This window comes from Aquamicrobium sp. NLF2-7, assembly GCF_022359935.1.
Classification (GTDB): Bacteria; Pseudomonadota; Alphaproteobacteria; order Rhizobiales; family Rhizobiaceae; genus Mesorhizobium; species Mesorhizobium lusatiense.
The window spans coordinates 281,312-304,057 of record NZ_JAKSED010000002.1 but is presented as its reverse complement, the minus strand read 5'-3'; the positions used below and the strand labels follow the sequence as shown (position 1 = coordinate 304,057).

General features: G+C 63.7%; 18 protein-coding genes. 9 read left to right on the top strand and 9 right to left on the bottom strand.

Features of this window, described 5'->3' with window-relative positions:
• Positions 1-24: 24 nt before the first annotated feature.
• From MIC97_RS18250 to MIC97_RS18210, 9 genes are all read right to left on the bottom strand, one after another.
• Positions 25-561 carry a hypothetical protein gene (locus MIC97_RS18250; RefSeq protein WP_239801405.1) on the bottom strand — a complete coding sequence of 179 codons (537 nt, stop codon included), beginning with the start codon at positions 559-561 and terminating at the stop codon, positions 25-27.
• 49 nt (positions 562-610) lie between these two features.
• A complete protein-coding gene (gene glyA, locus MIC97_RS18245; RefSeq protein WP_275592503.1) occupies positions 611-1,921 on the bottom strand; it encodes a serine hydroxymethyltransferase in 1,311 nt (436 codons plus the stop codon).
• A gap of 40 nt (positions 1,922-1,961) precedes the next feature.
• Positions 1,962-4,643, bottom strand: a complete 2,682-nt coding sequence (locus MIC97_RS18240) for a phosphoenolpyruvate carboxylase (protein WP_239801404.1) — start codon at positions 4,641-4,643, stop codon at positions 1,962-1,964.
• A gap of 357 nt (positions 4,644-5,000) precedes the next feature.
• Complete coding sequence (locus MIC97_RS18235) at positions 5,001-6,296, bottom strand: DUF4147 domain-containing protein (protein WP_239801403.1); 1,296 nt, start codon at positions 6,294-6,296, stop codon at positions 5,001-5,003.
• The gene (locus MIC97_RS18230; RefSeq protein WP_239801402.1) at positions 6,296-7,264 is read right to left on the bottom strand and encodes a D-glycerate dehydrogenase; all 969 of its coding nucleotides are present in this window, start codon (positions 7,262-7,264) and stop codon (positions 6,296-6,298) included. The genes MIC97_RS18235 and MIC97_RS18230 overlap by 1 nt, the downstream gene beginning before the upstream one ends.
• A gap of 38 nt (positions 7,265-7,302) precedes the next feature.
• Complete coding sequence (sucD, locus tag MIC97_RS18225; RefSeq protein WP_239801401.1) at positions 7,303-8,202, bottom strand: succinate--CoA ligase subunit alpha; 900 nt, start codon at positions 8,200-8,202, stop codon at positions 7,303-7,305.
• Positions 8,203-8,213: 11 nt separating this feature from the next.
• Positions 8,214-9,404, bottom strand: coding sequence for a malate--CoA ligase subunit beta (locus MIC97_RS18220; protein ID WP_239801400.1), 1,191 nt, complete (start codon positions 9,402-9,404; stop codon positions 8,214-8,216).
• A 12-nt stretch (positions 9,405-9,416) separates the two neighbouring features.
• The gene (locus MIC97_RS18215; protein ID WP_239801399.1) at positions 9,417-10,367 is read right to left on the bottom strand and encodes a CoA ester lyase; all 951 of its coding nucleotides are present in this window, start codon (positions 10,365-10,367) and stop codon (positions 9,417-9,419) included.
• Positions 10,368-10,381: 14 nt separating this feature from the next.
• A complete protein-coding gene (locus MIC97_RS18210; protein ID WP_239801398.1) occupies positions 10,382-11,572 on the bottom strand; it encodes an aminotransferase class V-fold PLP-dependent enzyme in 1,191 nt (396 codons plus the stop codon).
• Between the two features lie 323 nt (positions 11,573-11,895).
• Between MIC97_RS18210 and MIC97_RS18205 the strand changes: the two genes are divergently transcribed.
• The 9 genes from MIC97_RS18205 to MIC97_RS18165 all read left to right on the top strand — a co-directional run bounded on the left by MIC97_RS18205 (position 11,896) and on the right by MIC97_RS18165 (position 22,699).
• Positions 11,896-12,621, top strand: coding sequence for an XRE family transcriptional regulator (locus tag MIC97_RS18205; protein ID WP_239801397.1), 726 nt, complete (start codon positions 11,896-11,898; stop codon positions 12,619-12,621).
• 445 nt (positions 12,622-13,066) lie between these two features.
• Positions 13,067-13,963, top strand: coding sequence for a glutamine amidotransferase family protein (locus tag MIC97_RS18200; RefSeq protein WP_239801396.1), 897 nt, complete (start codon positions 13,067-13,069; stop codon positions 13,961-13,963).
• 4 nt (positions 13,964-13,967) lie between these two features.
• Positions 13,968-14,705 (top strand): GXGXG domain-containing protein, encoded by a 738-nt coding sequence (locus MIC97_RS18195; RefSeq protein WP_239801395.1) that lies wholly within the window; start codon positions 13,968-13,970, stop codon positions 14,703-14,705.
• Between the two features lie 10 nt (positions 14,706-14,715).
• On the top strand, positions 14,716-16,044 hold the full coding sequence (locus tag MIC97_RS18190; protein WP_183832442.1) for an FMN-binding glutamate synthase family protein: 1,329 nt from the start codon (positions 14,716-14,718) through the stop codon (positions 16,042-16,044).
• 31 nt (positions 16,045-16,075) lie between these two features.
• Positions 16,076-17,419 (top strand): type III glutamate--ammonia ligase, encoded by a 1,344-nt coding sequence (gene glnT, locus MIC97_RS18185; protein WP_183832443.1) that lies wholly within the window; start codon positions 16,076-16,078, stop codon positions 17,417-17,419.
• Between the two features lie 42 nt (positions 17,420-17,461).
• A complete protein-coding gene (locus MIC97_RS18180; RefSeq protein ID WP_239801394.1) occupies positions 17,462-18,712 on the top strand; it encodes a sarcosine oxidase subunit beta family protein in 1,251 nt (416 codons plus the stop codon).
• Between the two features lie 15 nt (positions 18,713-18,727).
• Complete coding sequence (locus MIC97_RS18175) at positions 18,728-19,036, top strand: sarcosine oxidase subunit delta (protein WP_239801393.1); 309 nt, start codon at positions 18,728-18,730, stop codon at positions 19,034-19,036.
• On the top strand, positions 19,033-22,095 hold the full coding sequence (locus MIC97_RS18170; RefSeq protein ID WP_239801392.1) for a sarcosine oxidase subunit alpha family protein: 3,063 nt from the start codon (positions 19,033-19,035) through the stop codon (positions 22,093-22,095). Before MIC97_RS18175 ends, MIC97_RS18170 begins: the two co-directional genes overlap by 4 nt.
• Positions 22,088-22,699: a sarcosine oxidase subunit gamma family protein gene (locus MIC97_RS18165; protein ID WP_239801391.1), complete on the top strand. Its 612-nt coding sequence runs from the start codon at positions 22,088-22,090 to the stop codon at positions 22,697-22,699. Before MIC97_RS18170 ends, MIC97_RS18165 begins: the two co-directional genes overlap by 8 nt.
• The last annotated feature ends 47 nt before the right edge of the window (positions 22,700-22,746 follow it).

Below are 22,746 nucleotides of genomic sequence, written 5' to 3'. Positions count from 1 at the left end.
GCGATGCCCCCCTTTTGCACAGGATCAGCCGCTCACCCTGAGCCGGTCAGGCCGGGTCGTTGGGCGAGGAATGGCCACCCGCACCGACGCCGAGCGGCCTTCGACCGCATCCGCGGCATGATTGTCGGCGGTCTCCTCTTCGATCCGAAATCCGGCACCGGCCGGACAGCCACGCAGATAGTGTTGCGCTTCGGCGCGATCGCCGGCGATGCCCAGCAGTTCGACGGCGCTGCCGCTGCCGCGCAGGACGCGAAACGTGCCGGCCGACGGCCTTGCCAGAATTTCGAAGCGAAGATTGCTGTCCACTGAAAACGTCAGCGAGAGATCGCCGTTGTCAGCCGCGTTGCCGTCCACGACGGACAGGCGCAGCGTGATCGAGGTCGGTGGCACCCAGCTGCGCAGCTCCGGCGCCGGATCCTTCATCGCCAGCAGGCCGGTGCCGTTGCGCTTTTCCCACGCCTCGACTTCGGCGACCTGTTCCTCGGCCGGCCTTGGCGTTCCGTCGCAAAAGCGGATCAGGCTGCCAAGCGGTGCATTTTCGTAGACATGATATGCGCACATACAGACCTCCTTCATTGAAGAGCCGTTGCCCGGCCAGAACGGTGTTGCCTCACTCATAGATCGGGAATCTGCGGACCAGCGCCTGCGCCTGCTCGCGCACTTCGGCTTCGACTGCCGCATTGCCCTGCTCGCCATTGGCTGCCAGCCCGTCGATGACGCGCATGGTCATGGCGCCGACCTCGCGGAATTCCGCCACGCCGAAGCCGCGTGTGGTGCAGGCGGGCGTGCCGAGCCGGACGCCCGAGGTAACAGTCGGCCCCTGCGGATCGAAGGGAATGCCGTTCTTGTTGCAGGTGATGTGGGCGCGTCCAAGCGCAGCCTCCACATCCTTGCCCGTCAGGTTCTTGCGGCGCAGATCGACCAGCATGAGATGGGTGTCGGTGCCGCCGGAGACGATGTCGACGCCGCCATCCGCCAGCGTCTCGGAGAGCGCCTTCGCATTGGCTACCACCGTTGCCGCGTACCCCTTGAACGCCGGTGTCAGCGCTTCGCCGAAGGCCACTGCCTTGGCAGCGATGACATGCATCAGCGGCCCGCCCTGCAGGCCGGGGAAGACGGCGGAATCGATCTTGCGGCCGATTTCCTCGTCGTTCGACAGCACCATGCCGCCGCGCGGCCCGCGCAGCGTCTTGTGGGTGGTGGTGGTGACGACGTGGGCGTGCGCCAGCGGATTGGGGTGAACGCCGCCCGCCACCAGTCCCGCGAAATGCGCCATGTCGACGAACAGCTTCGCACCGATCTCGTCGCTGATCTCACGAAACGCCTTTAAGTCGATGACACGGGGATAGGCCGAACCGCCCGCCAGAATGACTTTGGGCCGATGCTTGAGGGCAAGATCGCGCACCTCGTCGAGGTCGATGCGATGATCGTCTTCCCGCACGCTGTAGGAAACGGCGTTGAACCATTTGCCGGACACATTTGCCTTCGCGCCATGGGTAAGATGGCCGCCGGCGGCAAGGTTGAGGCCGAGGAAGGTGTCGCCGGGACGCATCAGGGCCAGAAACACCGACTGGTTGGCCTGACTGCCGGAATTGGGCTGCACGTTCACATAGCTGCAATCGAACAGGGCGCGGGCGCGCTCCCGGGCGAGTTCCTCCACCTCGTCCACATAGGCGCAGCCGCCATAGTAGCGCCGGCCCGGATAGCCTTCGGCATATTTGTTGGTGAGCACCGAGCCCTGCGCATCCAGCACCGCCTGAGAGACGATGTTCTCGGATGCGATCAGCTCGATCTCGTCGCGCTGACGGCCAAGCTCGCGCATGATCGCGCCGTTCACGGCCGGATCGGTATCGGCAATGCCGCTGCGGAAGAAGCGGCTGGGGCTGCCGGTGCCCGGCCTGTTGGGAATATTGACGTCCATGATAACCCTCCCTTGCATCACCTGTCGGTGGGCGAAATCGTCAGCCGGTCCACCCCAGACCGGCCGATATGCAGTTGATCGACAAAAGCAGCGAATTGACCGCCCGTTTCGGCGCGTTGCCCGCGCGCACTTCGCGCAGGAGCTGCACCTGAAGGCGGTGAATGCTGTCCATCTGCGGCCGGACGCGGTCGAAATCCCGCTTGAAGGCGGGGAAGCGCTCCGGCAGCGCCCTGCCGCCATTGACCCGGGCGATCATCTGGCAGGTCAGCGCGAATTCGGTGGCGATCTTGGCATGAATGCGGTCCGCGACCTCGCGGTCCTGCACCAGCTCGGCATAGAGCCGGGCGATCTCCATGTCGGTCTGGTAGAGCACCTTGTCGACCTCATCGACGACCAGCCGGAAGAACCGGAACCGCTCGAACATGGTTTGCAGGAGTTCCAGCCCGGCATCGCCGCGCACCGACACGAAGGAATTGAGGGCGCTGCCTATCCCGTACCAGCCGGTAAGCAGATGGCGGTTCTGGCTCCAGGCGAACACCCATGGAATGGCACGCAGATCGGACAGGCCGCGTGCGCCGAAGCGCCGGGCGGGCCGCGAGCCGATCTTCAGGAGCGCCAGTTCCTCCACCGGGCTTGCCTGATTGAAATAGTCGATGAAGCCGGGCTCCCCGACGAGGCCGACATAGGAGGCCTGCGACATGCCGGTCAGCGCTTCCAGCGCTTCGGTGTATTCGGGGACGGCCTTCAGCTCGTCCTCGTCGCGGGATTTCACGCTGTGGGCGAAGACGCTGGCGGCAAGGATTTCGAGCTGATACAGGCCAGTGCCTCTATTGGCGAATTTGGAGGAGACAACCTCTCCCTGTTCGGTGACGCGCATGATGCCGCCCACCGTGCCGGCCGGCTGCGCGGCGATGGCGCGTCCTGTCGGAGCGCCGCCCCGGCTGACCGATCCGCCCCGGCCATGAAAGAAGCCGATCCTGATCTTGCGCTTGGTGGCGAGGTCCGCGATCTGCCTCTGCGCCTTGCTGAGTTCCCAGTTGGATGCCAGAAAACCGCCATCCTTGTTGGAATCCGAATAGCCGAGCATCACCTCCTGGCAATTGCCGTGATCGCGCACCGAACGGCTGACGATCGAGACATTCAGGAGCTGGTCGAGAATTTCCGGGGCCGCCCGCAAATCCGCGATGGTCTCGAACAGCGGCACGACCTTGAGCGCGATGGTGCCGCTGCCGTCCGGTGCGGTCGCCAGCCCGCAATATTGCGCCAGCAGGTAAATGGCCAGCAGGTCGTCGCGCGATTGCGTCATGCTGAGGATGAAGGCGCCGACCGCACCGTCATTGTAGCCGGCACGGGCCTCGCGGATGACGTCGAGCAGGTCCAGCATCTCGGCTGCTTCCGGCGACACGGCGGCGCGGTCGATCTCCGGACGCTCGCCGCTGTTAAGTGCTGCGCGGATGCGTTCGCTCCACTGCGCGCTGCCGGGTTGCGGCGCGCCGGCCGGATCGATCAGGCCGAACAGCTCGGCCAGAACCCGATTGGCGACCGTCGAATTCTGCCGGATGTCGAGCGAAACGGTGCGGAAACCGAAGGTCTCGACCTGCCGTATCAGGGGGCGCACGAAACGACGCGCCGCCTGTCTGCCGCCCACTTTGGCGAGCGCGCTTTCCAGCACCCGGAGATCGCAGGCGAAGAATTCCGCGCGCGGGTAGGGCGTGCCGGCACCCTCGCCACGGGTGGCCAGAAGCCGTTCCAGCATGGCTGCGCAGAACTGGCGGAAAGGCTCGTCGGAGTTTCGCGCCGCGATAGCTGCGGCGTCGCCGCTGCGCTCCAGAGCCTCATCGAGGCTGGCGCGAAAATCATCGGGAATGTCAACCACTCTGGCGCTGACGCTCAGCATCGCCACCAGACGGCCGAGCCGCGAAATGTACCAGTCGAGGGCGGCGCGGCGACATTCGCCGAGTGCATAAGCCGTGACCTCTGCCGTTACATCTGGATGCCCGTCACGATCGCCGCCGATCCATGATGCGTAACGCATGAAGGAGGGTACGGGCAGGGCATGCCCCGGATAATGGGTCGCCAGCGCTTCCTCGACCGTTTCATAGAGCTTGTGGGTAGCCTCGAAGATCACTTCCCGGAAGAAATGCAGGCCCCAAGCGATCTCATGCGCCACCGAAGGCCGCTCAAGGCGCAGCTCGCCAGACATCCACAGAAGTTCGATCTCGCCCCGCAGATCATCGATATACTGGGCGCGCTCGCGCGGCGCCCATCTTTGCTGTTCCAGTTCGGTGAGCTTGCGATAGATGCGCCGGTGGATCTCCAGAATGGTGACGCGCTTGGCCTCGGTAGGATGGGCGGTCATCGTCGGGCCGACGAGCAGGCCATCGAGCGCGGCCTGCACCTTTTCCGCAGGATAGCCGGCAGCGGCGATCTCGCCGATCACATTGGCGAAGGACCCCACCACTTCATCAGCACCGCCCTGCTTTTCCGCTTCCCGGCGCGCGCGCATGGCCAGAAGCTCGTTGGCGATTGCGGTGAGCTGGAACCAGATCCCGGTTGCCTGAAGCGCGGGGATGCGTTCATGGGGCTGCAACTCGTCGATGGCGGTGCGTCCGACGAGCACCTGAGCCACCGCGGGCTCGCGCTCGCGGACCACCGACACGAGCAACCTGAACAGCAGGCTCCTGGCATCTTCAGACTGGTTTAGGCTGTTGATCTGGTCCAAGCGGCACCATTCCTCCCACCGCGGCCCCTGCTTCATTGCCCCGTTTCGGGGTCTGCTGATGAAGGGGGCCTGATGCGGCACTTTCGTTCCTCAAGCATCGAGGAAAGCGCTTTTTCTCCCGATCCGAAACGCCCGGACGGGTAAGAATCCCGATCCTTCGGGTGGCAATCCGGGTAGCTGGCGGGTAGGCGAAATTACGCGTTCGCGCCTGCATGCGGCTTTGCCCTCTGCGCGAACATGCGGGAAAAGAAAAAGCCTCCGGCCGGGGCCGGAGGCAAGTATCGGAACCTGCCCGATAAGGGGAGGCAGGCTGCCGAAGCGGGCAGTGAGCGGCCCGAACCGGTATGCGGCAGATGTCTACCGCATGAGCAGGATCTGCAGGTCGGCGACATTGGTGCCGGTGCCGCCTGTCAGCAGAAGATCGCCAGACGCTGCGAGCGCCGGATAGGAATCATTGTTGGCCAGATGCGCGTCCGGGTCGCAGCCGAACTGCCGCATCCATTCCGTGGATCCGGCATCGACAATGCCGCCCGCCGCATCGGTGGGACCGTCGCGCCCGTCCGTGGCGCCGGACAGGAACACCCAGGGGCGCCCAATGCGCGCACCTTCCTCCAGCACGGCGAACCGCAGTGCCAGCTCCTGATTGCGGCCACCCGAACCATTGCCGTTCACCCGCACGGTGGGCTCGCCACCGGCAATGATGGCGATGGGACCGCTTTCGCGGGCTGCATAAAGCGCCATCCTGTGCAGTACGGAAGCGGCATCGGCTACGTCGCCGCATAGCCAGTCGTTGGCCTTGACCACGGCCGGGAACAGCGAACCGGCACATTCCATCACCTTCTTCAGGCTGATGCCGTTGCCGCCGATCACGACATTCTCGACGTGATTGAAATGCGCTGCTTTCGCTGTCGTCCGGCGGGCCGTGCTCTGAAGATGCTTTCGCATCGTTGCCGACAGCGCGTCGGTCAGTCCGTGTTTTTCGAGGACAGCGCGGGCGTCCCCCGCACGCGGTCTCGCTGTCGGGCCGCTGGCGATGGTGGAAACGTCATCGCCCGGCACGTCGGACAGGATCAGGGAAAGCACCTTCGCCTGACGCGCCAGTCCGGCGAGGCGACCGCCCTTGAGGCGGGAAAAGGCCTGCCGCACCGTGTTGATCTCGCAGATGCCAGCTCCCGAGCGGATCAGCGCGTCGTTGAGGGCGATCTTGTCGGCTAGTGCTATTCCCGGCGCTGGTGCGCACACAAGCGCGGAGCCGCCGCCGCTGACGAGCACCAGCAGCAGATCGCCCGGGTGGACCGATTGTGCAAGCTGCTCGATCACATGCGCTGCCTGAAGGCTGTTTTCGTCCGGCAGCGGGTGGCCGCCGGCCATCACCATCACGCGGTCGTCGAGCGGCACCATGTTTTCCGGATTGGTCACGGCGCAGGCTGCGTGCAGTTTGCCGGCGAGAAAGGGCAGGGCGCCCTGCACCATCGGGCAGGCCGCCTTGCCAAAGGCGATCAGGACGACGCGGCGAGCCGCGTCGATCATGTACCTGCGTTGTTCAAGCGCTTCAGACACGGCCTTTTCGGGGTCAGAGGCGCTGACGCCGCCGCGAAACAGGTCCAGCGCCTGCCTGCGCAGCGCGATCAGGTCGGATGCGGTGGCTTTCATCACGCCACCCGGTCCGGTATGTCGTGACCTTCGAAGAAGGCGATGGTATTTTCCACCACCTTCATGCCCATTGCCACGCGCGTTTCCTCTGTCGCGCTGCCCAGATGCGGCAACAGCATCACGTTTTCCATGCGCCTCAGGGCTTCCGGAACAGCCGGCTCGCCATCGAACACATCGAGACCCGCACCGGCGATGGTGCCTGACTGAAGCGCAGCGATCAGCGCCTGCTGATCGACGACATCGCCGCGAGCGGTGTTGATGAGGAAGGCACCGCGTTTCATGGCAGCAAGGCGGCGGCCGTCCATGAGATGCCTGTTTTCCGCGCCGCCCGGACAATGCAGCGAGACGAAATCGGCTTCGGCCAGAACGTCCTCAATTGTTGGCAATTGCCGCGCGGCCATGATGCGGGTTTCGTCGTCATCGACCTTCGAGCGGTTGTAGAACACCACATCCATGCCGAAGCCGAAATGGGCGCGCCGTGCGGTCGCTTTGCCGATCCGCCCCATGCCGATGATGCCGATGGTCTTGCCAGACACCCGGCTGCCGATCATGTGGGTCGGCCGCCAGCCGGTCCAGTTGCCGGAACGCAATTCGCGCTCGCCCTCGCCTGCCCGGCGGGCCACGCCGAGCAGCAGCGTCATGGCGATGTCGGCGGTGCAGTCGGTCAGCACGCCCGGTGTGTTGGTGACGGTGATGCCCAGCCGGCGGGCCGCCTCGGTGTCGATGTGGCTGAAGCCGACACCGAAATTGCCGAGAAGGCGCGTGCGGGCCGTTCCCTCCGGGAAAGCGGCAGCCGGCAGGCTGTCGCTCACTGTGGGCAGGATGGCGTCATATTCGGCGAAGGCGCTGCGCAGTTGGTCCTGCGTCAGCGGCACGTCGGAGCTGTTGAAGGTGGTCTCGAATCGCTCCGAAAGCACCTTCTCGACAGCCGCCGGCCAGCGTCTGGTGACGATAATGCGTGGTTTCATCGTAATGTCTGCCTCGATCGGAAAGGAAGAACCCGGACTCAGGCGGCTTTCTGCTGGGCCTGAAGCACTTCCGAGACGACCGGGCCGAACGCTGCTGGCGTCGGCACGATGGTGACGCCTGCCTCGCGCAGGATCTCCACCTTTTCCTGCGCGGACTCGCCGAATGCGGAAATGATGGCGCCTGCATGGCCCATGCGCTTGCCCTTCGGGGCGGACAGGCCGGCAATGTAGGCGATCAGGGGCTTGCGCATATTGTGCTTGGCCCATTCCGCCGCTTCCGCCTCCTGCGGTCCGCCGATCTCGCCGATCATCACCACCGCGTCGGTGTCCGGGTCCTCCTCGAACAGCTTGAGAATATCGCGGAAGGACGAGCCATTGATCGGGTCGCCGCCGATGCCGACGCTGGTGGAGACGCCGATGCCGAGCGCCTTCATCTGCGACGCCGCCTCATAGCCCAGCGTTCCCGAGCGGCCGACGATGCCGACCCGGCCGGGAAGGTAGATGTTGCCGGGCATGATGCCCATCATCGCCTGTCCGGGCGTGATCATGCCGGCGCAATTGGGGCCGACGAGGCGCATGCGGTCCTCGAAGCGGAAGCGCAGCATGAAGCGCTTCACCCGCATCATGTCCTGCGAGGGAATGCCGTCGGTGATGCATACGCACAGCCTGATGCCGGCTTCCGCGGCCTCCATGATGGAGTCGGCGGCGAAGGGCGGCGGCACGAACACGATGCTCGCATCGGCGCCCGTTTCGCGCACCGCGCCCCGCACGGTGTTGAAAACCGGCATGCCCTGATGGACCTGTCCACCCTTGCCGGGCGTGACGCCACCCACGACATTGGTGCCGTAGCGCCTCATTTCGTCGGCGTGGAAGCTGCCGATCTTGCCGGTCAGGCCCTGCACGATCACCCGCGACCTGCGGTTCAACAGAATTGCCATCTCGTCCTCCCTCAGTTCGCTTTCTTGTTCTTCTTTGAAAAGGCGCGCATGGCCTCGACCGATCTTTCAGCGGCCTCGGCCAGCGTATCGGCGACGATCACGTCCTCGCCGGATTCCGCCAGTATCCTGCGGCCTTCCTCCACATTGGTTCCCGCCAGCCGCACCACCAGCGGCACCCCGACGCCGACTTCGCGGATGGCCTTGATGACGCCTTCGGCGACCCAGTCGCAGCGGTTGATGCCGGCAAAGATGTTGACGAGGATGGTCTCGACATTGTTGTCGGCAAGCACTGCGCGGAACGCCTTGGCGACCCGCTCCGGCGAAGCGCCGCCGCCGATGTCGAGGAAGTTCGCCGGTTCCCCGCCGGCGATCTTGATCATGTCCATGGTGGCCATGGCCAGACCCGCACCGTTGATGATGCAGCCGATATTGCCGTCGAGCCCGACATAGGAAAGGCCACGATCGCCGGCGAAGGTTTCGCGCGGATCCTCCTGCGACTTGTCGCGCAGCTCCGATATTTCAGGCCGGCGGAACAGGGCGTTCTCGTCGAAGGACATCTTGGCGTCGAGGGCGATCAGGTTGCCGTCGCCGGTCACCACCAGCGGATTGATCTCCAGCATGGAGGCATCGAAGTCGCGGAACACGCGGTAGCAGCCCATCAGCGTATCCACCGCCTTGCCGATCAGCCGGTTGTCGAGCCCGAGCCCGAAGGCGATCTCGCGCGCCTGAAACTGCTGCATGCCGACGCCGGGATCGACGATGGCGCGAATGATGGAATCCGGCTCCTTCTCGGCTATCTCCTCGATCTCCATGCCGCCCGAGGCGGAGCCCACGATCATGACGCGCTCGGATTTGCGGTCAAGAACGATGCCGAGATAAAGCTCTTGGCGGATATCGACCGTTTCCTCGATGTAGAGGCGGGAGACGAGCTTGCCTTTCGGACCGGTCTGGGTGGTGGCGAGCTTGCGCCCCAGCAGCGATTCAGCGGCTTTCGCCACTTCGCCATCGGAGCTACAGATCTGTATGCCGCCTGCCTTGCCGCGTGCGCCGGAATGGATCTGCGCCTTGACCACCCATTTGCCGCCACCGATCTCGCTGGCGCGATAGGCGGCCTGCTCGGGGCTGTAGGCAAGGCCCCCGCGCGGGATCTGCACCGAATAGCGCGACAGCAATTCCTTGGCCTGGTATTCGTGGATATCCATCTTGAACCTCCCTCAGGCTGCCTGCGCAGCACGCTCTATGGCTTCGTGGACGACGAGCACGTTGCGGGCCATGCGCTCAGACGCGGCGTCGATCATCTTGCCGTCCAGCGCTGCCGCACCCTTGCCCTGTTCCTCCGCCTCCTTCAGCGCCTCGATGATGCGGCGCGCGCGGGCCACCTCCTTGGCCGGTGGCGAGAACACCTCGTTGGCAAGCTCGATCTGAGAGGGATGGATGGCCCACTTGCCCTCGATGCCAAGGGCCGCGGCGCGCCTGGCGGCGTCCAGATAGGCTTCCGGATCGGAGAAATCGCCGAACGGCCCGTCGACAGCCCGCAGCCCGTAGGCCCGGCAGGCCACAGTCATGCGCGACAGCGCGAAATGCCACTGGTCGCCCGGATAGTCGGGATTGAGACCGCCGATGCTGACCGTGCGGGCCTTGCAGCTTGCCGCATAGTCGGCGACGCCGAAATGCATCGCCTCAAGCCGTCCGCCATAGGCGGCGATCGCCTCGACATTGGCCATGCCGAGTGCCGTCTCGATCAGCGCTTCCAGACCGACGCGGGTTTCAAAACCCTTTGCCATCTCGATCTGGTTGACCATCGCCTCGACCATGTAGAGGTCGGCCGGCACGCCGACCTTGGGCACCAGAATGGTGTCCAGCCGGTCACCCGCCTGTTCCATCACATCGACGACGTCGCGATACATGTAGTGGGTATCGAGGCCGTTGATGCGGATCGAGATGGTCTTGCCGCGGGCGCGCCAGTCGATTTCGTTCAGCGCCCGGATGATGTTCTCGCGGGCCTTTTCCTTGTCCGGCGGGGCCACCGCGTCTTCCATGTCGAGGAAGACGTAGTCGGCGGCGCCCTCGGCGGCCTTGCGGATCATTTCCATGTTGGAACCCGGCACCGCAAGCTCGCTGCGCTGGAGGCGGGGTTTGCGAAGATGATGGAGGGTATGGCTCATGGCTGCTGCCTCCCTCAGGCTGCTTTGGCGACGGCGGGTTTGGCCGCCTGGCTGTAATATTCCACCGCAGCTCCAACGCCCGAGCCGGCTTTGATCTTCACGCCGCAGTCGAGCAGCGACATTTCCGTGGCCGCCAGCGCCGAGCACATCATCACCTCGTTGATCCAGCCGATATGGCCGATGCGGAACACCTTGCCGGCAACCTTGTTGAGGCCGACGCCCAGCGACGTCTGATAGCCCTGATAGGCCCGGCGCACGATGTCGGCGCTGTCGATGCCTTCCGGCACGTAGATCGCGCTCACCGTATCGGAGTTCCATTTTTCTTCCTTGGCGCAGATCTGCAGGCCCCATGCGCTGACTGCCGCGCGCACGCCTTCGGCCAGCCGGTGGTGGCGCGCATAGACGTTGTCGAGGCCTTCATCGAGCAGCAGGTCGAGGGCGGCGCGCATGCCGCGCAGGAGCTGAACCGCAGGCGTATAGGGGAAATAGCCGGTGTCGTTGGCCCGGATCATGTCTTCGAAGGAGAAATAGGTGCGGGGTTGCTTCGCCTGCTTGTTGGCGGCCAGCGCCTTCTGGCTGACGGACAGGAACGCGAGGCCCGGCGGCAGCATGAAGCCCTTCTGCGAGCCGCTCACCGCGCAGTCGACGCCCCATTCCTCCTGCCGGAAATCGATCGAGGCGATCGACGACACGCCGTCGACGAAGAGCAGGGCAGGGTGCTTTGCCGCATCGAGCGCAGTGCGCACGGCCGCCACGTCGCTGGTGACGCCGGTCGTGGTTTCGTTGTGGGTGACGAACACCGCCTTGATGCGGTGTTCCTTGTCGGCTGCCAGCCGTTCCGCGTAAATCTCGACGGGAACGCCGGTGCCCCATTCGGCATCGACGACATCGACATCGAGACCGAAGCGCTGGGCCATGTCGACCCACAGCAGCGAGAACTGGCCGAAACGCGACATCAGCACCCGGTCGCCGGGATTGAGCGTGTTGGCGATGGCCGCTTCCCATGCGCCGGTGCCGGAGGATGGGAAGATGAAGGCGCGGCCCGTTTCATTGCGGTAGACCTTCATCAGGTCTGTGAAAAGGCCGTTGACGAGCAGTGGATAATCCAGCGCGCGCATGTCTTCCATCGGCATGTTCATCGCCTGACGGACGGTTTCCGGCACGTTTGTCGGACCCGGAACAAAGAGATGAGTATAGCCAGCCATCAGAATTCCTCCCAGAAAATGCGGCGCAAGCGCCTGTTCGGCTTTCTGGAAGGATCAGGCGGGTGACGGAAGGTAACAACACCTGTCCAGATAGATTTGAGGGCCTTGAGGCGTTGGTAAGAACCTACTCCTTCAGATGCTGAGATCGCCGATAGTATAGGCTGGACCTACCCGTTCATTATGCTTCGCGGCGGGCAGGGCGATTGCGGAAACAAAGACGAATGCGGGGCTGCGGCAAGCGCTGCACTAGGAATTATCGGCGTTTGCATGGTACTGGGATTAAACGTGACAGCATGATCGATGGCAACGGAGCATCCCACACGATGGCGGAGACAATGAAGCCGGCAAGGAAGACCCGGGCCAGCAAGGCTGCAAGCAAGGCCGAGCCAGCGAAAACTGTTCCCGAACTGCACCGGGTGGTGCCCCTGTCGCAGGACCCCCATTCCGTGCGCGATACGCGCGAAAATGTCCTTGAAGTCGCAATCGGGCATGAAGTGCGCACATTCCGCAAACAGCTCGGCATCACCGTGGCCGATCTCGCGGCTGCGACCAACATTTCGCTGGGCATGCTCTCCAAGATCGAAAATGGCATTACCTCGCCGTCGCTCACCACGCTGCAGGCGCTGTCGCGGGCGCTGGGTGTGCCGCTGACGGCATTGTTCCGCCGTTTCGAGGAAGAGCGCAGCGCCGTCTTCATCAAGGCAGGCGAGGGCGTCGACGTCGAGCGTCGCGGCACGCGCGCCGGCCACCAGTACACGCTGCTCGGCCATATCGGCGCCAATACCAGTGGCGTTGTCGTCGAGCCCTATCTCATCACGCTTGCGGAAGATTCCGACGTGTTCCCGACCTTCCAGCATGAGGGCATGGAGTTCCTCTATATGCTGGAGGGCGAGGTCGTTTACCGGCATGGCAGCAAGCTGTTCCGCATGCTGCCCGGTGACAGCCTGTTCTTCGACGCCGATGCGCCGCATGGACCGGAAGAGCTGACAGAGCGTCCCATCCGCTATCTGTCGATCATCTCCTATCCGCAGGGCAGCCGTCGCAACTGACGCCTCTGTCCGGCACCGTCTGAAGATATAGCGGAAATTTCCAGCCTTTGGTGATCCCGCTGATTGTCGGAGGCAATGCCATCTGCCGTGGGTGAAACCGCACGGCGGGCAACCTTTTCGTGTCGGTCACGCTACGGCGTCCTGCTATCGCACCGTTTTGCGCTCGTTCGAGATGCCGCAAGGTCTCCGCCGAACGACAGCCGGACGCACCCGCTACGGCGACCCCTTCCGGCCTCGCTATCCTCTTCCCGCGCAACGAAATACCCGAAAGCTCTCTGTTGGAAACGCACCATGCGTTTGCCCGTCCCCGAAATTGAGGGATCTGAAGGAGTGCTTTGCGGCGCCACTTTTCTTATATGAAAAAAACATTCATCCCAGTTGAATTGCAGAAAATTGACTGCTATCGTCCTTCATCAGGAAAAGAACTTGCAAGAGGTGAACATCAATGTGTGGCATCGTGGGGCTGTTTCTGAAGGACAAGTCATTGGAGCCGCAACTCGGCGCCATGCTGTCGGAAATGCTGGTTCTGCTGACCGATCGCGGTCCGGACAGCGCCGGCATAGCAATCTACGGATCGTCGGCTGCTGGGCATGGCAAGATCACCGTGCAGTCGCCTTCTCCGGAAGCTGATTTCGCCGGGCTCGACTCGGAAGTCGCCAAAGAAATCGGCGCTCCGGTGGCCATGACCGTGAAGTCCACCCACGCGGTTCTGGAGCTTCCGGCCGACAAGCTTGAAGCTGCCCGTGAAGCCATCACCACGCTTCGCCCGGACGCCCGCGTCATGGGTGTCGGCGAGTCCATCGAAATCTACAAGGAAGTCGGCCTTCCCGAGGAAGTCGCCAGGCGCTTCGACGTGTCGGGCATGTCGGGATCGCATGGCATCGGGCACACGCGCATGGCTACTGAATCGGCGGTGACCACGATGGGCGCGCACCCGTTCTCGACGGGTCCCGACCAGTGCCTGGTTCATAACGGTTCACTGTCCAACCACAACAACATGCGCCGCAAGCTTCGCCGCGAAGGCATGAAGTTCGAGACCGAGAACGACACCGAGGTTGCGGCCGCCTACCTGTCGCACCAGATCGCGACCGGCAAGGGTCTTGGCGAGGCGCTGGAATCGAGCCTGAACGATCTCGATGGGTTCTTCACCTTCGTGGTTGGAACAAAGAACGGCTTTGGCGTCGTGCGCGACCCGATCGCCTGCAAGCCGGCCGTCATGGCGGAAACTGATCAGTATGTCGCGTTCGGAAGCGAATACCGGGCCCTGGCGAACCTGCCGGGGGTTGAGCAGGCGAGGGTCTGGGAGCCTGAGCCATCCACCGTTTATTTCTGGGAGCATTGAGGCGATGGCTACATCCAACCTTGCCAAGGCGGTTACGCACGAAGACCAGCATGCGGCGAAAGTCTTTGATCTGTCCAAGACGACGCTGCGGGAGCTGAATCAGGCCCTTCACGACGCCGCCGAAGGTTCCAACCACACAAACTGGGAGATCATCAATCCCAAGGGCAGTCATGCCGTTGCGGTGGGTGTGGAATTGCCGCTCCAGATCGATGTGCGCGGCAGCGTCGGCTATTATTGCGCCGGCATGAACCAGAACAGCACGATCACCGTGCATGGCTCCGCCGGTCCTGGCGTCGCCGAAAACATGATGTCCGGCACCGTCGTGGTGAAGGGCGATGCCTCGCAATATGCCGGTGCCACCGGCCGGGGCGGACTGCTGGTGATCGAGGGGAATGCCTCGTCGCGCTGCGGTATTTCGATGAAGGGCATCGACATCGTCGTACGCGGCAATGTCGGCCACATGTCGGCCTTCATGGCGCAGTCCGGTAACCTCGTCATCATGGGCGATGCCGGCGATGCGCTCGGCGACTCCATCTATGAGGCCCGCCTGTTCGTGCGCGGCAGCGTGAAGAGCCTCGGTGCCGACTGCATCGAGAAGGAGATGCGCCCCGAGCACATCGAAATTCTGCAGGGGTTGCTCGATCGTGCCGGTGTCACCGACGCGAAGCCGCAGGACTTCAAGCGCTACGGTTCGGCCCGCACCCTGTACAACTTCAACATCGACAACGCCGACGCGTATTGAGAGGCCGGAAATGACCTATCACAATCCACCGACCACGCCACGCAAATCGGCGACGTTCGACGACTACGCCATGTCGGAAATCCGGCGCGCAGCCGCGACCGGTATCTACGATATCCGCGGCTCCGGCGCCAAGCGCAGGGTTCCCCATTTCGACGATCTGCTGTTTCTGGGCGCTTCGATCTCGCGTTATGCGCTGGAAGGCTATCGCGAGCGCTGCGACACCACGGTTGTGCTCGGCACCCGTTTCGCCAAGAAGCCGATCGAACTGAAAATTCCGATCACGGTTGCCGGCATGAGCTTCGGCTCCCTCTCGGGCCCGGCCAAGGAAGCGCTCGGCCGCGGGGCCACGCTTTCGGGAACCTCGACGACGACCGGCGATGGCGGCATGACCGAGGAAGAGCGCGGCCATTCCGAGAAGCTGGTCTATCAGGTCCTGCCGTCGCGTTACGGCATGAACCCGCGCGATCTTCGCCGCGCCGATGCCATCGAGGTGGTTGTCGGCCAGGGCGCCAAGCCCGGTGGCGGCGGCATGCTGCTCGGGCAGAAGATTTCCGACCGAGTCGCCGAAATGCGCACCCTGCCCAAGGGCATCGACCAGCGCTCGGCCTGCCGCCATCCGGACTGGACCGGCCCGGACGATCTGGAGATCAAGATCCTTGAAATCCGCGAAATCACCGACTGGGAAAAGCCGATTTATGTGAAGGTTGGTGGAGCAAGGCCCTATTACGACACCGCTCTCGCGGTGAAGGCGGGTGCTGACGTCGTCGTTCTCGACGGCATGCAGGGTGGTACTGCCGCCACACAGGAAGTGTTCATCGAACATGTCGGCCAGCCTACCCTTGCCTGTATTCGTCCGGCAGTGCAGGCTCTGCAGGATCTTGGCATGCATCGCAAGGTGCAGCTGATCGTCTCCGGCGGCATCCGCAACGGTGCGGATGTGGCGAAGGCACTGGCGCTCGGCGCCGATGCCGTCTCGGTCGGTACGGCGGCGCTCATTGCTCTTGGTGACAATGATCCAAGATGGGAGGAGGAGTACCAGAAGCTTGGCTCGACCGCCGGAGCGTATGACGACTGGCATGAAGGCAAGGATCCGGCAGGCATCACAACACAAGACTCCGAGCTTATGAAGAGAGTCGATCCGGTTGCTGCAGGTCGCCGCCTGGCCAATTACCTGAAGGTCATGACGCTTGAGGCGCAGACCATCGCCCGCGCCTGTGGCAAGAACCATGTCCACAACCTTGAACCTGAAGATCTGTGCGCCTTGACCATTGAGGCAGCAGCAATGTCGGGAGTGCCGCTGGCCGGAACGAACTGGGTGCCCGGGAAGAGCGCCTTTTAAAAAATAACCTGAATTGGGGAGGAGCAATTCAATGGGTACAATTTTTACAGCAAGGCAAGACGCATCGACACAAACCAACCTTGAAGCATACGCCAAAGCGAAGAACATCAAGTACTTCATGGTGACCTATACGGATGTGATCGGCTACCAGCGGGCCAAGCTGGTGCCAACCCGCGCCATCGCGGACGTCCAGAAAGGAGGAGCCGGCTTTGCCGGCTTCGCCGGCGGCATGGACATGACGCCGGCGAACTCCGACATGCTGGCGATCCCGGATCCGGATTCGGTCACGCCGCTCAGCTGGAAACCGGAGGTGGCATGGCTTGCTTCCGATTGCGTGATGGATGGAAAGAGTGTCGAGCAGGCACCGCGAAACACGCTCAAGCGTCTGGTCGAAGAGGCTGCGTCTCTGGGAATACGCGTCAAGACCGGCGTCGAGCCTGAATTCTTCCTGACCACCGCCGACGGCAAAATGGTCGCCGACGAGCATGACCGTCTCGCCAAGCCCTGCTACGACCAGCAGGCGCTTATGCGCCGCTTCGACATCATCGCCGAAGCCAGCGAGGCGATGATCGATCTGGGCTGGGAGCCCTATCAGAACGATCATGAGGATGCGAACGGCCAGTTCGAGATGAACTGGATCTACGATGACGTGCTGGTGACCGCCGACCGTTATTCGTTCTTCAAGTTCATGATCAAGACCATTGCGGAACGGCATGGGCTGCGCGCCACCTTCATGCCGAAGCCGTTCCCCGGCCTGACCGGAAATGGTTGCCACGCTCACATTTCGGCGTGGGACCTGACCGGCACGAAGAACGTGTTCGCTGATGACAATTCGTCGAACGGGCTGTCCGAACAGGGCATGCACTTCCTTGGCGGCATCATGAAATATGCGCCGGCGATGACGGCGATCATCTGCCCCACCGTCAACTCCTACAAGCGCATCAATGCGCCGCGTACCTCGTCGGGGGCCACATGGGCACCGAACGCGGTGACATGGACCGGCAACAACCGCAGCCACATGGTGCGTGTGCCGGGTCCGGGCCGCTTTGAACTGCGCCTGCCCGATGGTGCTGCCAACCCGTATCTGATGCAGGCGGTCATCCTCGCAGCGGGTCTTGCCGGTCTTCGCGACAAGCTCGATCCTGGCCCGCGCAGCGACATCAACATGTATGAGGACGGCCACACCATCAAGGACGCGCCGCGGCTGCCGCTCAATCTGCTGGATGCGCTGCGCCTGCTCGATGGCAGCGAGGAGTTCAAGCAGATGCTCGGGCCGGAGCTCGTCGATGCCTTCGTCAAGATGAAGATGAAGGAGTGGAATTCCTACGTTTCCCATTTCACCGAATGGGAACGCGAAAACGCTCTCGACATCTGAAACGCCTCTGCCGGATCGCCCTCAATTCCCGGAATACATGCGATGAAATATTCGATCTTCTCCCTCGCCCGGGCGGCTCTGACCGGCCACAGGGGCTGGACACGAGCCTGGCGCGATCCGGCGCCCAAAAGCCGCTATGATGTGATCATCATCGGCGGTGGCGGCCATGGCCTCGCCACCGCTTACTTCCTTGCCAAGGAGTACGGTATCCGCAATGTCGCGGTGCTGGAGAAAGGCTGGATCGGCTCCGGCAATGCCGGCCGCAACACCACCATCATCCGCTCCAACTACATGCTTCCGGGCAATGTCGGCTTCTACGAGCTGTCCATGAAGCTGTGGGAGCGCATGGAGCAGGACCTCAACTACAACACCATGGTGAGCCAGCGCGGCATCATCAATCTTTACCATTCGGATGCGCAGCGCGATGCCTTCGCCCGGCGCGGCAACTCCATGCGCATCAACGGCATCGATGCCGAACTGCTCGACGCCGAGCAGATCCGCAAGGAACTGCCGTTCCTCAATTACGCCAATCCGCGCTTTCCCATCATGGGTGGCCTGGCGCAGCGGCGCGGCGGTACGGCGCGCCATGATGCCGTGGTGTGGGGCTATGCGCGCGCCGCCAATGATCTGGGCGTCGACATCATCCAGAATTGCGAGGTGACCGGCTTCCAGCGCACGGATGGTCGCATCACCGGCGTGGAAACGACGCGTGGTTCGATCGGTGCCGGCAAGGTCGGCATGGCCGTCGCCGGAAACACCTCGCGTGTTGCCTCCATGGCAGGACTGAGGCTCCCCATCGAGAGCCATGTGCTTCAGGCCTTCGTCACCGAAGCGATCAAGCCGCTCATCCCCGGCGTGGTCACCTTTGGCGCAGGCCATTTTTACATCAGCCAGTCGGACAAGGGAGGCCTTGTCTTCGGCGGCGATCTCGACGGCTACAATTCCTACGCCCAGCGCGGCAACATGCCGACCATGGAGGACGTCTGCGAGGGCGGCATGGCGGTGATGCCGATGATCGGCCGCGTGCGCCTGCTGCGCCAGTGGGGCGGCATCATGGACATGTCGATGGACGGCACGCCGATCATCGACAGGACACCCGTGGACGGGCTCTATCTGAATGCCGGCTGGTGCTATGGCGGTTTCAAGGCAACGCCGGCCTCGGGCCTGACCTTCGCTCATCTGATCGCGCGCGACGAGCCGCACAAGGAGGCCAGCCGTTTCCGGCTGGATCGCTTCCGGCGTGGCGCGACGATCGACGAAAAGGGCCAGGGCGCCCAACCGAACCTTCATTGAAAGTGGTGTCGTCCGATGCGAATTGCATGTCCCTTCTGCGGCGAACGAGAAGTCGGCGAGTTCAGCTATCTCGGTGATGCCAGCCCCCGGCGCCCGCACTACACGATCGATGACGGAAGCGATCCGGTGAAACTTCGGGAGGCTTTCTACGACTACGTCTATCTGCGGGACAACGTGGCCGGAACGATGCGGGAATACTGGTATCACGGTGGCGGTTGCCGCTCCTGGCTGATTGCCGAGCGTGACACGCGAACCCACGAATTCAGGTCGGTGCAGGCGGCTGCGGGTGCCGGCGCCTCCGTCACGTCACCGGCGGGAGAATGAACATGTCGGGCTATATCGAATCCCAGCCTCTGGGCAGGACCGCAGCCACGCAAGACGCAGGTGCGAACACGCATGCTGCCGATGGCACGCAATCGCATCGTCTGCGCGCAGGCGGTCTGATCGACCGCCAGAAGCCGCTCAGCTTCACTTTCGACGGCAAGGCGATGACCGGCTATGCCGGCGACACGCTGGCCTCGGCCCTCGTGGCCAACGGCGTCAAGCTGGTTGCCCGCTCGTTCAAGTACCACCGCCCGCGCGGCATCATGACGGCTGGCTCGGAGGAGCCGAGCGCGCTGGTGGAAATGCGCAGCGGCGCTCGGCGCGAGCCCAATACGCGCGCCACGACGCAGGAACTCTATGACGGCCTTTCCGCCCATAGCCAGAACCGCTGGCCCTCGCTGCGGCGCGATTTCATGGCGGTCAACTCGCTGCTGTCGCCGATCTTCGTGGCCGGCTTCTACTACAAGACCTTCATGTGGCCGGCGAAGTTCTGGGAGAAGATCTACGAGCCGATGATCCGGCGTGCCGCCGGTCTCGGCAGGAGCGCCGGCGAAGCCGATCCCGATCACTACGACAAGGTGTGGGCGCATTGTGATGTGCTCGTCGTCGGTGCAGGCCCCGCAGGTCTTTCCGCCGCGCTCGCTGCCGGCCGGGCCGGCGCGCGGGTCATTCTGGTGGAGGAGGATACGCAACTCGGCGGCCGCCTGCTCAGCGACGGCGGCGAGATCGACGGCATGCAGGCCGGCGAATGGGTTCAGCGGGCCGAAACCGAACTCGATGCGCTGCCCAATGTCCGCATCATGAAGCGCACCGCGCTGTTCGGCGTCTATGATGGCGGCGTCTATGGCGCGCTGGAGCGCGTTGCCGACCATGTTCCGGTGCCCGGACCGCATCAGGTGCGCCAGCGTCTGTGGCGTATCGTTGCCCGCCGCAGCGTGGTGGGAGCCGGCTCGATCGAACGCCCGATCGTCTTCCCCGGCAACGACCGGCCGGGGGTGATGATGGCTTCGGCCGTGCGCACCTATGTAAACCGCTTTGCGGCGCTGCCGGGCCGCAATGTTACGCTGTTCACCAACAATGACGATGGCTGGCGTACCGTCGAGGCGATCCATCGTGCCGGCGGGCAGCTGGCGGCGGTGGTTGATCCGCGCGGGCAGGCTCCGGTGGAATACCAGTCTCTCGTCAAGGCATCCGGACTGCGGGTGCTGTCCGGCTTCGTGTCGGACGTGAAAGGCGGTGTCGATGGCGTCAGCAGCGTCACGGTAACCGGCAAGGACGGTCGCCGGCAGGATGTCGCGGCAGATTGCCTAGCCGTTTCCGGCGGCTGGAATCCCAATGTCGGCCTGTCCTGCTTCCATCGCGGCCGGCCCACATGGCGCGAGGACATTGCCGCCTTCGTGCCGGGTGACTGTCCGCCCGGAATGCGGATGGTGGGCGCGGCGGAAGGAGATTTTTCGCTGGGCGAGTGCTTGCGCGCAGGTCATGCCGCAGGTCTGGCGGCTGCTTCGAATTGTGGCTTCACGGAAGATGGCGGAAGTGCTGCCGAGGCCGGCGACGAAACCTATGCAATCTCCCCGCTGTGGCAGGTTCCGGCGAAGGGCAAGGCCTTCGTGGACTTCCAGCATGACGTGACCGCGTCCGACGTGACGCTGGCGCAGCGCGAAGGCTATGAGAGCGTCGAGCATCTGAAGCGCTATACCACGCTTGGCATGGCCACCGATCAGGGTAAGACCTCCAACATCAACGGCCTCGCCATCATGGCGGCTGTCACCGGCCGTTCGATCGGGCAGACCGGCACCACCATCTACCGCTCGCCCTATTCGCCGGTCGCCATCGGGGCCTTCGCCGGTCACAATCGCGACGAAACGTTTCATGCATGGCGGCTGGCTCCATCGCACCACTGGGCCGCGGCGCGGGGTGCGGTGTTCGTCGATGTCGGCCTGTGGAAGCGTGCGCAGTGGTTCCCGCAGCCGGGCGAGACCGACTGGCTCCAGTCGGTCAACCGGGAGGTCAACGCCGTACGCAACGGTGTCGGCTTCTGCGACGTCTCCACGCTCGGCAAGGTCGATGTGCGCGGCGCGGATGCCGGTACCTTCCTCGACCGCGTCTACATCAACGCCTTCTCCTCGCTGGCCGTGGGCCGGGCGCGCTACGGCCTGATGTTGCGCGAGGACGGGATCGTCATGGACGACGGCACCACCTCACGGCTGGCCGAAGACCACTATTTCATGACCACGACCACCGCCAAGGCGGGGCCGGTCATGCAGCATCTGGAATTCTGCCGGCAGGTGCTGTGGCCCGAACTCGACGTGCAGCTTTCCTCGGCAACCGATCAGTGGGCCCAGTTCTCCATCGCCGGTCCGAACACGCGCGCACTGTTGCAGGCGCTGTGCGACCCGGATGAAGACCTCAGCAATGAGGGCTTCCCCTTCATGGGCGTGCGCGAGGTGAAGCTGCGCGGCGGCATGAAGGCGCGCCTGTTCCGCATCTCCTTCTCAGGCGAGATGGCGTTCGAGATTTCCGTGCCGGCGCGCTTCGGCAACGCCATGGCGGAAAATCTGATGATCGCCGGCAAGCCGTTTGGCGTGACGCCCTACGGCACTGAAGCGCTCGGCGTCATGCGTATCGAAAAAGGCCATGTCGCGGGTCCGGAGCTCAATGGCATCAGCACGGCCGATGATCTCGGGCTCGGCAAGATGATGTCGAAGAAGAAGGACTTCATCGGTCGCATCATGGCGGGGCGCGAGGCACTGACCGCCCCTGACCGGCAGGTCGTCGTCGGCATCAGGCCCGTGGATCAGGGCCGGCGGCTCCGTTCCGGCGCCCGCATCGTGCCGAAAGGCGAGCGCCCGGGGCCGGAAACCGATCACGGCTATACGGCTTCGGTGTGTTTTTCGCCGACCCTGAACCACTGGCTCGGTCTTGCTTTCGTGCAGCGCGGTCGTGAGCGTTTCGGCGAAATCGTCCGTATCCATGACCCCCTGCGGGGCGAGGATTATGACGCGGAGATCTGCAATCCCGTCTTCTACGATCCGGAAGGAGTGCGCCAGCGTGGCTGATTTTTCCTGGAATACGCAATCGCCGCTGCAAAAGGCGCTCGTCATCGGCACGCATGGGGTGGGCGGCACGCCCGGTGTCGAACTGTCCGAAATTCGCAACATCGTTCTCGTGCAGGTGATGGCGCGGCGTGGCAAGGTGGCCGAGACGGCCAAGATCGCCAAAAAGCTGTTTGGGGTTGAGCCGCCTTCGGCTCCCGGTGCGGTTTTCGGCAAGGAGGTGACGCTCATCTGGTCCGGTCCGGACCAGTTTCTGGCTTTCGCGCCGCTGGGCGACGAGAAGCTGATGAAACGGATTGCCGATGGCTTTGCCGGCATTGCCTCGCTGTCCGATCAGTCCGACGGGCGCTGTGTGCTTCGTATTTCCGGTGCCCGCGCCGCGCAGGCGATGGCCAAGTTCCTGTCGATCGATTTTCACGACAGGGCTTTTCCGGTGGGGGCTGCGGCCACCACGTCGCTCGATCATACGGCGGCCAATATCTGGCGCACGGCCGACGGGCCGGATGGGGCGCCGGTCTATCACATCGCGATCTTCACCAGCTTTGCGGACAGCCTCTATGGCGTGATCGCGGATTCCTCGCTGGAATACGGTCTGCGGGTCGCCTGAAGCGCCTGCCGCAAGCTGTCCGGATAAAAAAGCCCGCTTCGGTTTGG